The organism is Moraxella cuniculi DSM 21768 (genome assembly GCF_900156515.1).
Taxonomy (GTDB): domain Bacteria; phylum Pseudomonadota; class Gammaproteobacteria; order Pseudomonadales; family Moraxellaceae; genus Moraxella; species Moraxella cuniculi.
Genome location: NZ_FTNU01000001.1, coordinates 225,209 through 239,451, shown reverse-complemented (window position 1 = coordinate 239,451; position 14,243 = coordinate 225,209). Strand labels below are relative to the sequence as shown.

Annotated in this window: 12 protein-coding genes; 1 reads left to right on the top strand and 11 read right to left on the bottom strand. The window is 44.3% G+C overall.

The genetic code is table 11. The features are described 5' to 3' along the window. Position 1 precedes the first annotated feature (1 nt). Positions 2–631 (bottom strand): LemA family protein, encoded by a 630-nt coding sequence (locus BW928_RS01120; protein ID WP_076554394.1) that lies wholly within the window; start codon positions 629–631, stop codon positions 2–4. 458 nt (positions 632–1,089) lie between these two features. On the opposite strand from BW928_RS01120, the gene BW928_RS01115 reads away from it, so the two are divergent. Further along, positions 1,090–2,595 carry an alanine/glycine:cation symporter family protein gene (locus tag BW928_RS01115; RefSeq protein WP_076554497.1) on the top strand — a complete coding sequence of 502 codons (1,506 nt, stop codon included), beginning with the start codon at positions 1,090–1,092 and terminating at the stop codon, positions 2,593–2,595. 305 nt (positions 2,596–2,900) lie between these two features. On the opposite strand, the gene exaC is transcribed toward BW928_RS01115, so the two are convergent. The 10 genes from exaC to fabZ form a co-directional block, all read right to left on the bottom strand. Further along, complete coding sequence (gene exaC, locus BW928_RS01110; RefSeq protein ID WP_076554393.1) at positions 2,901–4,412, bottom strand: acetaldehyde dehydrogenase ExaC; 1,512 nt, start codon at positions 4,410–4,412, stop codon at positions 2,901–2,903. A gap of 191 nt (positions 4,413–4,603) precedes the next feature. Then, entirely contained in the window at positions 4,604–5,545 is a 942-nt protein-coding gene (locus BW928_RS01105; RefSeq protein WP_078309874.1) for an EamA family transporter, read from the bottom strand. 78 nt (positions 5,546–5,623) lie between these two features. Then, positions 5,624–7,549, bottom strand: a complete 1,926-nt coding sequence (gene dsbD, locus BW928_RS01100; RefSeq protein ID WP_076554495.1) for a protein-disulfide reductase DsbD — start codon at positions 7,547–7,549, stop codon at positions 5,624–5,626. 226 nt (positions 7,550–7,775) lie between these two features. Next, positions 7,776–7,907 carry a cytochrome bd-I oxidase subunit CydX gene (gene cydX / locus BW928_RS01095; RefSeq protein ID WP_076554392.1) on the bottom strand — a complete coding sequence of 44 codons (132 nt, stop codon included), beginning with the start codon at positions 7,905–7,907 and terminating at the stop codon, positions 7,776–7,778. A 19-nt stretch (positions 7,908–7,926) separates the two neighbouring features. Beyond that, the gene (gene cydB / locus BW928_RS01090; protein WP_076554391.1) at positions 7,927–9,066 is read right to left on the bottom strand and encodes a cytochrome d ubiquinol oxidase subunit II; all 1,140 of its coding nucleotides are present in this window, start codon (positions 9,064–9,066) and stop codon (positions 7,927–7,929) included. 2 nt (positions 9,067–9,068) lie between these two features. Then, positions 9,069–10,673, bottom strand: a complete 1,605-nt coding sequence (locus BW928_RS01085; protein WP_076554390.1) for a cytochrome ubiquinol oxidase subunit I — start codon at positions 10,671–10,673, stop codon at positions 9,069–9,071. A 231-nt stretch (positions 10,674–10,904) separates the two neighbouring features. Continuing rightward, the gene (locus BW928_RS01080) at positions 10,905–11,030 is read right to left on the bottom strand and encodes a methionine/alanine import family NSS transporter small subunit (RefSeq protein ID WP_076554389.1); all 126 of its coding nucleotides are present in this window, start codon (positions 11,028–11,030) and stop codon (positions 10,905–10,907) included. Further along, a complete protein-coding gene (locus BW928_RS01075; protein WP_076554388.1) occupies positions 11,027–12,535 on the bottom strand; it encodes a sodium-dependent transporter in 1,509 nt (502 codons plus the stop codon). Before BW928_RS01075 ends, BW928_RS01080 begins: the two co-directional genes overlap by 4 nt. Before the next feature lie 367 nt (positions 12,536–12,902). Continuing rightward, positions 12,903–13,676 (bottom strand): acyl-ACP--UDP-N-acetylglucosamine O-acyltransferase, encoded by a 774-nt coding sequence (lpxA, locus tag BW928_RS01070; RefSeq protein WP_076554387.1) that lies wholly within the window; start codon positions 13,674–13,676, stop codon positions 12,903–12,905. Between the two features lie 25 nt (positions 13,677–13,701). Continuing rightward, positions 13,702–14,226, bottom strand: a complete 525-nt coding sequence (gene fabZ, locus BW928_RS01065; RefSeq protein ID WP_076554386.1) for a 3-hydroxyacyl-ACP dehydratase FabZ — start codon at positions 14,224–14,226, stop codon at positions 13,702–13,704. Positions 14,227–14,243: the final 17 nt, after the last annotated feature.

The window sequence follows — 14,243 nt, the reverse complement described above, 5'->3', positions numbered from 1 at the left end:
ATTATTTACCATCATTGCTTGTATTGTTGCCACCAAAATTTACCTGCGGTGCGGTTGCAATAGCCGCCTCATTATCAACAGTGAAGTTCGGCTTAGGCTGCATACCAAATACTTTGGCGGTCAAGTTGGTTGGAAATTGTCGCACGGTTGTGTTATAACTGCGAACTTCCTCAATGTAGCGATTGCGTGCCACAGTGATGCGGTTTTCTGTTCCTTCTAATTGGGCTTGCAAATCTTGGAACAAAGCATCTGCTTTTAGCTCTGGATAACGCTCCGAGACCATCATCAAGCGAGACAATGCAGAGGTCATCTGCCCTTGTGCTTGCTGATACTGCTGCATGGCTTGTGGGTCATTAAGCAGCTCTGGAGTCAGTTGCACACTGCCCACTTTGGCTCTGGCTTCGGCAACCTCACCAAACACTGCCTGCTCATGCGAAGCATAACGCTCAACCACTTGCACCAAATTAGGCACCAAATCAGCACGGCGTTGGTACTGGTTCACCACCTCTGACCAAGCGGCAGCCGTCTGCTCATCTTGGGCTTGCAAAGTGTTGTACCCACAGCCTGACATTGTCAAAGTTGTCGCCAACAAAGCTGGCAAAATCAAATGCTTTTTGCTATCAAATTTCATAATCACTCCCAAAACGCAGGTTAATAACGGTTAATGCAAAACCTGCCAATACATCACAAAACAATAAATAATCAAAGCCTTGGCTTATCATGCCATAACATACCGCCTTTGCTTGGATTTTTCAATCAACACTTACCAAATTTAGACAAAATTCACAAGCAAATCACCTTTGGGCTTGTCAAATTAGCCAAAATTAGGCTTTATTTGGCTTCTGAAAATCAAAAAATCAACAAAATCTGGCAAAATTCATAAAATTTTACGAAAAATTGCATTTTTTGCTAGATTTTAGAGAAATTTTGTGGCAAATTGCAACTATCAAGTGGATATATTGCTCGGATGCCAATGGTTGTAGCAATTTTGTATCCGATTTGAGCAAAGCAACTCATCGCCATCGCCAAAAGAGCGGCGATGATGTTTATACAGTAAACCCTTTGGGGTATGGTAAAGGAATTTACACTATGGAACAAATGATTGATGCCATCAATGGCGTTATTTGGAGTCCTGCACTGATTTATTTGTGCTTGGCAGCAGGCTTATTTTATAGTATTTTGACACGATTGATGCAGGTGCGTCATTTTAAAGAAATGATTCGCTTGCTGTTTGCTCGCAATGAATCACCAGAGGGTATCAGCTCATTTCAGGCACTGACCGTTGCGGTTGCTGGGCGTGTCGGTATGGGCAATATCGCAGGGGTTGCAGCAGCGATTGGTTTTGGTGGTCCCGGTGCGGTATTTTGGATGTGGATTGTGGCATTTTTGGGTGCTTCAACCGCCTATGTTGAGTCCACACTTGGTCAAATCTACAAAGAAAATGACCGCGGACAATATCGTGGTGGCCCTGCTTATTATTTTGATAAGTTTTTTGGTGGTGCTTTTGGGAAATTCTATGGCATTTTGGTCGCCCTATCGTTCATCATTTCTTGCGGATTGTTCTTGCCGGGCGTACAAGCCAATGGCGTTGTCAATGCCATCGTTGGTCTGACAGGCCCAGGTGAGATGGTTAATACCGTCTTTGGCGAAGTTGGCATGAATGCCCTGATTGTTACCCTTGTGGTTGTATCAATTCTAGGTCTGATTATCTTTGGCGGTATCAAACGCATCGCACGCGTGGCTGAATTTGTCGTACCATTTATGGCACTTGGCTATATCATCATGGCGGTATTGATTATTTTGTTTAATATCAACAAATTACCTGAGGTCATCAGCCTAATTGTTGGTGATGCCTTCACCGCTCAAGCAGGCTTTGGTGCAGCCATCGGCTGGGGTATCAAGCGTGGTGTATATTCTAACGAAGCAGGTCAAGGTACAGGCCCTCACCATGCCGCAGCCGCAGAAGTACAGCACCCTGCCCAACAAGGCATCGTGCAAGCATTTTCTGTATATATTGACACTTTGTTCGTCTGCTCGGCAACCGCCTTTATGATTTTGATGACTGGCATGTACAATATCCAAGGCACACTGCCTGAGGGTTCTTGGATTGTCCAAAACATCGATGTTAGCTCTGCGATGATTTCAACACCTGCTTTCACCCAAATGGCCGTTTCTAGCGTGTTTGGCAGTTTTGGTAGTATTTTTGTGGCGATTGCGGTATTTTTCTTCTCATTTACCACCATCATGGCGTATTACTACATTGCCGAAACCAATGTGGCGTATTTGACTCGCTCAATGAAAACCACAGGTGCGTTATTTGCCATCAAAATCGTGCTGATGTTTGCTGTTGCCTATGGTGCGGTTAATTCAGCAGGTTATATCTGGAACATTGGCGATATTGGCGTTGGTCTGACGGCTTGGCTGAACATTATTGGTATCTTGCTCATCTTCTTTATGGCAAAACCTGCCATCTTGGCACTGAAAGATTATGAAGCCCAGAAAAAAGCTGGTGTGAGCAATTATACTTTTGACCCTGTCAAACTTGGCATCAAAAATGCCACTTTCTGGGAAAATCGTATCAACAAAAAAGACTAAGCTCACACAGCCAAAACCCTGCATTTTTGCAGGGTTTTTTATGGTAATTATCACACCAAAATCCAATCACCAATCCAGTGGATAATGACAATTATTGATATGAATTATTAAGAAAAATAAAAATATTTATCCCATTTTTAAGCCTTGAGCAGCCGCTCTTATAAGCCCACTTTATCCACGACAGATTAAAACCCAAAACACCGCTCAAGCCATTTGTTTATCAAACATCACAGCAGGTTGTATATCAAAACAAAAAACTTGGCTCAATACAAGCCAAGTTTTTATCATTATAAGTCAATCACAGCTTAGAAAAAGCCCATTGCTTTTGGCGAGTAACTTACCAGCAGATTTTTGGTTTGCTGATAATGGTTGAGCATCATCTTGTGCGTTTCTCGCCCAATGCCTGATTTTTTGTAGCCACCAAATGCCGCATGGGCAGGATAAATGTGGTAGCAGTTTGTCCAGACACGGCCCGCCTTTATCGCTCGTCCAGCACGATAAGCGGTTGTGCCATCACGGCTCCACACGCCTGCACCCAAGCCATACATGGTATCGTTGGCAATGCTGATGGCTTCGTCAAAATCCTTGAAGGTTGTAACAGCAAGCACAGGGCCAAAAATTTCCTCTTGGAAAATTTCCATGCTATTTTCGCCCTTGAATATGGTTGGTTCAATATAAAAACCACCGTCCACCTCACTGCGTGCCTCACCACCTGTCAAGACGGCCGCTCCTTCGGATTTACCCTTGGCAATACAGCCCAAGATTTTATCTTGCTGCTCTTTTGATGCCTGTGCTCCAATCATGGTCTCGGTATCTAAAGGGTGTCCTGTTTTGATTGTGCGTACACGCTCAACCGCCTTTTTCAAGAAGGCTTCGGCGATGCTCTCATGCACCAAAGCACGAGATGGACAAGTGCAGACCTCGCCTTGGTTTAGGGCAAACATTGTAAAACCCTCCAATGCCTTATCCAAGAATTCATCATCTTTGTCCATCACATCAGCAAAGAAAATATTGGGTGATTTGCCGCCCAATTCCAGTGTTACAGGAATGATGTTTTCGGAAGCAAATTGCATGATTTTTTGCCCAACTTCGGTTGAGCCTGTGAATGCAACCTTGTCAATGCGTGGACTGGTTGCCAACGCCTGCCCTACTTCTGCGCCAAAGCCATTGATGACATTTAGCACGCCTTTTGGCAACAAATCCTCAATCAGTTCAATAAGCACCATGATACTCACAGGCGTTTGCTCGGCAGGTTTTAGCACAATACAGTTGCCCGCTGCCAGTGCTGGTGCGATTTTCCATGCCGCCATCAAGATGGGGAAATTCCACGGAATAATCTGCCCAACCACGCCAATTGGCTCATGAAAATGATAAGCAACGGTATCTTCGTCAATTGGTGAAATGCCGCCTTCTTGGGCTCGGATACAGCCAGCAAAATAGCGGAAATGATCAATGGCAAGCGGAATATCAGCGGCCAGTGTTTCACGGATAGGCTTGCCATTTTCCCATGTTTCAGCCACCGCCAAAAGCTCCAAATTCTCCTCTAGGCGGTCGGCGATTTTTAACAAAATATTAGATCGCTCTGTGGGCGAGGTTTTGCCCCATGATTCTTTGGCAGCGTGTGCTGCATCTAGGGCAAGTTTGAGATCTTTGTCGTTTGATCTGGCGACTTTGGCAAATGCCTTGCCATCAACGGGCGAAATATCATCAAAATACTCGCCATCAGCAGGTGCAACCCACTCGCCACCAATGAAATTATCGTATGCAGGCTTGAATGAAACTTTACTGCCTTCGGTATTTGGGTTTGCATAACGCATAAACAACTCCTTTGTCTTTAAGTGAAAAGCACCGAGCGATTCAGTGAACAAATTTGCTCGGTAAGATTATCATGCCTGTTTTTTATTCAATAATCAAGTCCATTTTGCAATCGCTTGCCTTTAAGATACAATTGTGTGATTTTATACAGATGCAAATTGCGTGTACCGACCCAGCTTTGTTTTGGTAATTTTTAAGATAAGCCAGCTGATTTTTGTTTTATTTTATTAGCATTCATAAAAATACCCAAGCCTAAAAGCACGATGATGATTGCAGTAACTTTTATCATATCCATCGGCTCATTAAGCAGTAAGTATGATGACACCGCACCGACAATCGGCACAATCAAAGACAGCGGTGCCACCTGCGATACAGGATATTGTCGCATCAAATTATTCCAAATCATATAGCCGACAATTGTCGTAATATAAGCCTGAAACAACACCGAGAACCATGCTTCGGCATTCATTTGGCTGGGCAGATTGATGAATAAATCCACCCCCTTCACCCACAGCGTCATCACAAACAAAGCAGGCAAGGAACAAAGGCTTGACCACACAATAAAAGCAATCATATCGCTTGGCTTGTAGCGTTTGATGATGCTATTACACACCGCCCACGCCAACGCTGCCAACAAAATTAGCCCAATGCCCTGTAGCGTACTTGCGGTATTTTTATGATAAATCAAAAAGACAAGCCCAAAAAAGGCGAGCATCATGCCACTAATTTGAATGCGATTGATACGCTCTTTAAACAACATTACGCCCAATATGATGGTAAAAAACGCACTGAACTGTAAAAATAACGCCGACAGCCCCACCGATAAGCCCTGATGAATAGCAAAATTCACCACCCACCACAGACCACAAGCAAATAAACTGCCATACAAAAACAGCACCGCCCAAGAGATGCCTTGTGGCTTTTTGATAAAAAATACCAAAGGCACGGCACAAAAAAAGAAACGCAAAAAGGTCAATAAAAATGGGTCAAGCTGACGCAAGCCCAAATCTATCACCAAAAAATTCATGCCCCATAATGTCGTGGTAAATAACCCCAAAAGCCACGCTTTGGCATCAAGTTTGTCTTTGTTCATGCTCATCTTTGATAAATATTGCAAGGTTCTGTTGCACAGCATAAATACACCAAGTGATTAGCAAAACTACAAACAACTTCACTTGGCGTACCATGCTTATCAAAACCGACCAGTTGCAGTTTAATATTTTGCCAAAGTGGCTTTAAAGACCTCTGACTGTGTTGTGCCAAGTAAAATTTCTTGCAAGGTGCCTTGCTTATAAATAATGAGTGCAGGCGGGCCAAACAACTGATAGCGTGCCAAAATCGCTTGGCTTTGTTCATTGGTTTTGGTAATGTCAAGTTTGACCACTTGATAGCTGGCAAGCTCATCAGGACGATTGGTAAACAAAGTTCGCTCCATCACGCGACATTGCACGCACCAATCAGCGGTAACATCCACCAGAACTTTGTCATGGCTTGCCAAAATTTTATCAAGCTCTGCCAAATCGTACACCCTGATATCTTGATTGGCAACCGCTGTCTGCACTGGCTTTTGCCAAGGTCGCCACGCATCTATCGCACCCAGCGTTGCACCATAAATCAGCAATCCCGCCCAAGCCATAGGAACAACCGCCAACAATCGCAGCCATGAACCAAGAGCAATCGCAAGCCAAATCGCCAAGGCAACAAACCATATCGCCCATAGCAGCAACATTGATGGCGATACCAACAAGCGTTCGGTCAAAAATAACGCCACGCCAAGCAACAAAAACCCACCCAGCGTGCGAATATGCTGCATCCACGCACCTGCCTTTGGTAGCCATTTGCCCTGCAGCGAGCCAACAATAATCAGCGGTATCGACAACCCAAAACCTAGGGCGAATAATGCCACAAAACCAAAAAGCAGATTGCCATTGGCAGCCACCATCGTCAATGCCCCTGCCATCGGTGCCGACACACAAGGCGACACCACCAATGCCGACAGCAAACCTGACAAATAACTGCCGCCGACTGTGCCAAGCCATCTGTCCGCCCAGCGAGCATTGTTGGTTAGTTTATTGGCAATACTGGCAGGCAGGCGAAATTGCAGCCAACCAAACATCATCAATGCAAAAATAACAAACAACATCACCGCAACAATCAGCACTTCGGTGCGTTGTAGCCAAGAGCCAATACCGAGGGCTTGTCCAAACCATGCAATTAACACCCCCAAAATGCCATAAGCACTTGCCACGCCAAAAGCGTAGGATAAAGACAAGATAAAGCCGTATTTTGCATTGGCTTTGGCGTGCTGCCTAGCAACAATATTGGCGACAATCGGCAACATCGGATAAATACACGGCGTAAATGCCAGTAACAGCCCTGCCAAAAACAACAAGGCAATCATCAGCAAGGGCGACTTATCATCACTACTACTGTTATCAGGCAGGCGATGATTGAGCGGGTATTTTGCCGTCTGACTGTCCTGCACAGCAGTTTGGTCGTCAAGCTGATTATTTGCAGATTGATTATCGCCCAGATTGTCGGCAGCTGGCGGTATGCTCACGACAGGTGGCGTGGGCTGATTGGGTGAGGTGATGGTTGATTGGCTTTGTGTCTTTGATGGCAAGGCGGGCTGCTTCGCTCGCGTTGGTGCATCACTTGCTGGCAGACTGACAGGCAAGGCAATCAATTCTGGCGGATAACACAGTCCTGCTTTGGCACAACCCTGCCAGCGGATACCGATTGATTGATTATCCACCGCTGCCGTGCTGGTTAATTTTATGCGTGCTACAACATCGCCATCAAAAACTGGCACTGTACCAAAATTTGGGTCGTCAATGATGATTGGCTCTTTGTCAAAAGTCCATTCACCAGCGGTGATTTGTGGTGGCAAGTCAAGCGATAAACGCTGTTTGTACAAATAATAACCAGAACGCACGCGAAATGTCAGTACCAGCTCATCATCAAGCTGTACAGCCTGCACATTAAAGGCTTCGGTAACGGGCAGAAATTTTGGCTCATTTTTTATTTTGCCAAATAATGATGACAAATCCGTCGCCAGCGATGGTGATGGATAAACCACCGCGCCACCAAGCACGCCGATAAGCAAGAATGATTTTAGCCAATTTTTTGATACAGACATAACAAACCCAAATTTACCTACTGCACTGCCAAAAAGCCACGCGACCAATCGCCCAATTTTGCCAAAATGGTTTATTTTAGCACATAGATATTACACAATTTTTGCAATCAACAATCCATCTATTAGTCATTGCACGCAAAGATTGGCAAACTTGCCTTGGGTGCTGTGTTTATGCTAACAATCAAAGCACAACAAAGCCACCTTACAAATGCAAGATGGCTGGTGTTTAAGGCTCGTCTTGTGTGGATTTTTTGGCAAAGGCATCATTACGACTGTCCTCAAACTCCACCCAAACCGCACTCAAAATCGCAAGCAATACTGCAAAGCCCAACCCCAAAATCCACGCAAAATACCACATAATCCCCTCCAGTTGTTCATTAGTACAGAGTTTTTTCGTTTTGTTTGATATAGGCTTTGGTAACTTTGCCACGCATGATGGCATAGCCCCAGCTGGTATATGCCACAACGATTGGCAACAAAAAAATCACCACAAACAGCATGATGGTCAAGGTAAGCTGGCTTGAGGTTGCGTCCCACACCGTCAGGCTAGATTTTGGGTCTGATGATGATGGCATATAAAATGGGAACAATGCCACACCTGCTGTCGCAATAATACCAAGCAATGCCACAGCCGAGCTGACAAATGCCAATAAACTACGCTTAAGTTTTAAGCACATCATCGTAAACAATGGCATAAACACACCCAGTGCAGGCAATAGCCATAGTGCAGGATAATTGTAATAATTATTCAGCCATGCACCTTTTTGCACACGCACCTGCTTTGCCAATGGGTCAATCACAGCATTGGTATCAACATTGCCAACAATGACATAGCCGTCCAAGCCCTGCACCCAAAATCCCGCCAAGACGAATAATGCGACGGTCAAAACTGCCGCCCATGTAGCCAGTCGCTTGGCACGCTGATGAATGCCATCAACCGTACGATGTACCAAATACACACCGCCATGCATAATAAGCATACTCAAACTCACCAAACCACACAACAAGGCAAATGGCGACAATAACTCAAAAAATGAGCCTGTATAAGTAGAAACCAGATGCGTATCAAAAGCAAACGGCACGCCAAGCAATAAATTGCCAAACGCCACACCAAAAATCACCGCTGGCACTGCCGACCCTGCCAACAATAACCAATCCCAAGTCTGACGCCATGCCTTATTTTTTATCATGCTGCGATACTTAAAGCCAACTGGGCGGAAAAATAACGCCCATAACGCTGCAATCAACGCCCAATAAAAACCGCTAAACGCTGTCGCATACACCAAAGGCAGTGCCGCAAAAATCGCCCCACCTGCGGTAATAAACCACACCTGATTACCTTCCCAGTGCGGGCCTATGGTATTGACAATCACACGCCGCTCGGTATCGTCCTGACCAACAAAGGGCAACAGTGTACACACGCCGATATCATGACCGTCCATGATGGCAAAGCCTATCAACAACACACCGACCAACAGCCACCAAATCAGCTTAAGTGTTTCATAATCAAATAACATGGCTATACCTCTGTTTTGTTTGCTGGGTTAATCAAATGCGGCGAGGTTTTTTCGCCAAAATACTTGCCCGTGCCGAGACTTGCAGGGCCGATACGCACATACTTGACCATCAGATACATTTCGACAATCGCCAAGATGACATAAAAAATCACAAACCCAGCCAAAGACCACAAGACATTTTTGACATCAATATTAGAAACGGATAGATAGGTTGGCAAAACACCATACACCGTCCATGGCTGGCGACCATATTCAGCCACAAACCAGCCAGCCTCGATGGCGATCCATGGTGCAGGTATCATGAACAGGGCAAATCTTAAGAGCCATTTTTTCTGCATAAAATTGCCCTTTAAGGTGAAAAATAAGCACAAAGTGTACAAAATCAGCATCAGCACACCCATGCCGACCATCATACGGAACGACCAAAACATCGGCGTTACACGAGGCACACTGTCATCAACCGCTTTTGAGAGCATTTCTGGAGTGATTTTGCTCATGTCATCTGTATATTTTTTGAGCAATAAACCAAAGCCTAAGTCTTGCTTGTGCTTCTCAAAAACATCAATCAATGCCTGTGGATTCTCCACGCCACGAGCTTTATTTTCACGCATCAAATCCAACGCACTGACTGCTGTTACACCATTGATTATGCGTTTGGCATTGAGTTTTTTGATATCATGAATGCCCAAAATCTGCTTATCCACCGAGCGAGTACCGATCAACCCCATCATATAAGGCACTTGTACCGCCCAGTTGTTTTTTTGCTCAGCTTCATTAATACTGGCAATGATATTAAAACCAGCAGGTGCAGGCTCTGTCTCCCACATTGCCTCCATGGTTGCCAGCTTGGTTTGTTGAGCCTGCCCTATTGAATACCCTGATTCATCACCAAGCACAATAGCACTACAAATCGCCGCAAAACCAAAAGCTGCCGCCACATGAAAACTCCGTTTGGCAAAAGCAATATCACGACCTTTTAGCAAATACCATGCCGACACCCCCAAAACAAAAGAAGCACCTGTTACATAGCCTGCCGAGACGGTATGGACAAATTTATTTTGTGCATCAGGATTTAAGAAAATCTGGGCAAAGCTCACCATCTCCATACGCATGGTGTCATAATTAAACTCCGCACCGACAGGATTTTGCATCCAGCCATTTGCCACCAAAATCCACAACGCTGACAAACTTGTACCCAGTGCCATAAGCAGTGTGGTAGCAAAATGCTGCAACCGCGACATTCTATCCCAACCAAAGAAAAACAAGCCCACCATGGTTGATTCTAAGAAAAACGCCATCAGACCCTCAATGGCGAGCGGTGCACCAAAAACATCACCAACATATTGCGAATAATACGACCAGTTCGTCCCAAACTGAAACTCCATGGTGATGCCTGTGGTAACGCCCAGCACAAAGTTAATGCCGAACAACTTACCCCAAAAGCGGGTCATGTCCTTCCAGATTTCTTTGCCTGTCGTCAGATAAACCGCCTCCATGATGACCAATAGCCAAGTCATGCCAAGCGTCAAAGGAACAAACAAAAAGTGAAACAGTGCGGTAGCGGCAAATTGCAGCCGTGATACATCGACCAGATATTCGGTAATCATACCAAATCCTTTATGAGACCAAGTCATTCTCTCCAAGACAATAACTTGTCATCAGATACACAAGTAGCAACCCAGTCCTTGCGTTGTCAGATAGACAAAGCATTATTATAACGAACAACTTTTATAAAAGCCATAGACAATTTGCCAAGCCAATCAATATTTGGCAAATGTAGCAGTCGCTGCCTTGGGCTCAAAAAAAAACACGCCAGCATTTGGCGTGTTTTTAACTGATTAATTATTCGGCACTTTGTCCATTTCAATGTCAGGATTTTTTATCAAATGCACCACCGAGGCAATCAACCCGCCCCAGATTAGCGTCATTGCAATAATCATCACAATCAATGCAGTTGTGTTCATTCATGCTCTCCTTGAGTTGAGTCAGTGTGGCTTGGGTGGCTTTTGATTCGTGGCAAAATCAAGGCGGTCAATGCAAAAATAGCAACCACGCCCCAGCCAAAAATCAACAAAGTCATGCTGCTATAATCGCCATAGTTTTTGCTCAATAGGTCTTTTAGCGAAAGCACCAAGGCAATAATTAATGAAATCGGCGTAATGATGGTCAGCATCACACTCCAGATCGCACCAACTTTAAAACTTGAGATGCCATTGATATGGCTGATTAATTTTGGCAACAACTGTCTATGCAACCAAGTTACCCAGATGATTGACAAAATCGCACCAACAACCACGCCAATATTATTGGCAAAATGATCGATAACATCAACAAAAGTGATGGCGTTATACGATGAGAACATTGCGATAGAAATGATGGCACTGACACCACCAACGATGGTTACTGATTTGTTTTTTGACCAGCCAAATTTGTCTTGGCATGCCGAAATTGGCACTTGCAAGATACTTGCCATCGAGGTTAGACCTGCGATAAACAACGAGGCAAAAAACAACACGCCAATGATTGTGCCAGCATCGCCCATGGTTGAGATGATTTTTGGGAAAGCAATGAAAGCAAGACCAATACCACCCTTGACCACTTCAGATACAGGTACGCCTGAGGCTTGAGCCATAAAGCCCAGCACCGAAAAAATACCAATGCCTGCCAGCAGCTCAAATGATGAATTGGCAAAACCAACCACCAAGCCAGAGCCAGTCAAATTGGCATTTTTTTGCAGATATGAAGCATAAGTTACCATAATCCCAAAGCCAATAGACATTGAGAAAAAGACATGGCCATAAGCAGCAAGCCATACTTTGGGATCTGTCATCGCCTGCCAATTAGGAGTAAAAAATGTCTCCATGCCAACGCTTGCCCCCGGCAAAGTGATTGCCTTAGCAACCATCACACCAAACAGCACCACAAGCAGCGGAATAAAGATTTTGTTTGACAGCTCAACACCCTTACGGATACCGCCATACATAATAAACAACACCACCACCCACACAACAAGCAGTGAGATGAATAGATTCGGTGCAAATGACAGGCTTAATTCACTGGCATTATGCAAATACTCTTCAAAAAAGAAAGTCTGCGGATCTTCACCCCATGCCTGATTGACAGCAAACAAGGTATAATTACCCGCCCAGCTTAGCACCGAAGCATAATAAATACCAATCACCGTACAAACAGCCACCTGCCACCAGCCAATGCCTTCGGCTGATTTTACCATACGCCGATAAGCGGTCGGTGGTGCACCTTTGTACTTTTGACCAACCACATAATCCAAAAACAACAGCGGAAATCCTGCGGTAATCAGTGCAATCAAATATGGCAAAAAGAAAGCACCGCCACCGTTTTCATAGGATACATACGGAAAACGCCAAATATTACCCAAACCCACAGCCGAACCAATCGCTGCCAAAATAAAGCCAGAGCGTGCTGACCAACTCTCTCGTTGTGTCGCCATAAAAGCTCTCCAAGTTTTACCGAAAATCCTTCGGTGCGTTATTATTTTCTACGGCGTGTTATTATTTGATTTATTTATAAATTATTTTTATAAAATTTAAATAATCAACACACCGCACCCAAAGCACATTTGGCGATTTTCTTGTTTATTTATGAAAATGCCCAAAGTTATTGCTTAGCTTTTCACTGTTTTGCCAGACAGCTGGCGGTATTTAGCACTTCTTGCCAGCAGTCAGACAAATTATCCAGTGAGAAAAGGACTATTATAGTTTGAATTAATGAGTAAAAAATGTCAAACAAATAATATTTATAATGCAAAAAACCTGCAACAAATCATTGCAGGTATCAGGATTTGGCAAATGACACGCTTAGCGAATCAAGCCTCGCTTGCTGTTATTGATTGAGTCAATCAAGAGTTGAACCTTTGGCTCAGCATCTGCCAGAGCTTGTAACTGCACCAAAGCCTCTTGTTTTAATAACCCTGAACGAAAAATCACACGATACGCCTCATCGATTGCTTTAATGGTGTCCGCCGACCAGCCCTTGCGACGCATACCCTCTTTATTAAGCCCATGCACTTTGGCAGGATTGCCAGAAACAGTAACAAACGCCGCAACATCTTTGACAATCAGGCTTGCCCCGCCAATCATGCTATAATCCTCAATGCGACAAAATTGATGCACGCCTGACTGACCGCCAACAATAACATAATTGCCAATATAAGCATGGCCTGCCACACCGACATTATTCGCCAAGACATTATAATCCCCAACCACACAATCATGGGCAATATGCACATTGACCATAAAAAGATTATGGCTGCCGATTTTGGTCATGCTGTTGTCTTGAGCTGTGCCACGATGAATGGTGCAAGCCTCACGAATGCGGTTATAATCACCGATTTCAAGATAGGTTTGTTCGCCTGCGTATTTTAAATCTTGGGGATTTTCGCCAATGCTGGCAAATTGATAAATATCATTATGCTTGCTAATGGTGGTATTTTCGCCAACGACAACATGGCGGCGTAATACAGTATGGGCACCAATCGTGCTGTTTTTGCCAATAATGCAATAAGGCCCGATGGTTGCTGTTTCGTCAATCACAGCAGTCGGATCGATGATGGCAGTATGATGGATTGTCATGATTGTCCTTTTTGCTATAATAAACTTAGTTGTTGCCAACTTTTTGACGAGCAATCATAATCTCTGCACTACACGCCAATTGCCCATCAACATGAGCAGTGCATTCAAATTTATAAATATCTCGCTTATTCATCAGTGTTTTTGAGCGAATCACCAATTGATCGCCCGGCATAACCAGTTTTTTAAAACGCACCTTATCAACACCAGCAAATAAGTACAAATACCCATCATCAGAAGTTTGTGAGGCACTGATAAAGCCCAAAATCCCCGACAATTGTGCCATCGCCTCCACCATCAACACGCCCGGCATGATTGGATTGTCTGGAAAATGACCATTAAATAATTCTTCATTAATGCTGATATTCTTATAACCTGTGATCCATTCATTTGGACGGCAAGCGGTTACACGGTCAATCAGCATAAATGGATAGCGATGTGGTAGGTAGTGTTTAATTTGGTCATAGCGAAGTGGTAAAACAACGCCACGCTCATGCAATTCTTGTATATCTGCTTCATTGAGCAGCTCATAATCAATCAGTGAAACTGACATAAATTTTCCTTATGTAA

Coding starts and splice junctions, on each gene's coding strand:
- BW928_RS01120 (WP_076554394.1), bottom strand. CDS start 631: ATGAAATTTGATAGCAAAAAGCATTTGATTTTGCCAGCTTTGTTGGCG.
- BW928_RS01115 (WP_076554497.1), top strand. CDS start 1,090: ATGGAACAAATGATTGATGCCATCAATGGCGTTATTTGGAGTCCTGCA.
- exaC (WP_076554393.1), bottom strand. CDS start 4,412: ATGCGTTATGCAAACCCAAATACCGAAGGCAGTAAAGTTTCATTCAAG.
- BW928_RS01105 (WP_078309874.1), bottom strand. CDS start 5,545: ATGCTGTGCAACAGAACCTTGCAATATTTATCAAAGATGAGCATGAAC.
- dsbD (WP_076554495.1), bottom strand. CDS start 7,549: ATGTCTGTATCAAAAAATTGGCTAAAATCATTCTTGCTTATCGGCGTG.
- cydX (WP_076554392.1), bottom strand. CDS start 7,907: ATGTGGTATTTTGCGTGGATTTTGGGGTTGGGCTTTGCAGTATTGCTT.
- cydB (WP_076554391.1), bottom strand. CDS start 9,066: ATGTTATTTGATTATGAAACACTTAAGCTGATTTGGTGGCTGTTGGTC.
- BW928_RS01085 (WP_076554390.1), bottom strand. CDS start 10,673: ATGATTACCGAATATCTGGTCGATGTATCACGGCTGCAATTTGCCGCT.
- BW928_RS01080 (WP_076554389.1), bottom strand. CDS start 11,030: ATGAACACAACTGCATTGATTGTGATGATTATTGCAATGACGCTAATC.
- BW928_RS01075 (WP_076554388.1), bottom strand. CDS start 12,535: ATGGCGACACAACGAGAGAGTTGGTCAGCACGCTCTGGCTTTATTTTG.
- lpxA (WP_076554387.1), bottom strand. CDS start 13,676: ATGACAATCCATCATACTGCCATCATCGATCCGACTGCTGTGATTGAC.
- fabZ (WP_076554386.1), bottom strand. CDS start 14,226: ATGTCAGTTTCACTGATTGATTATGAGCTGCTCAATGAAGCAGATATA.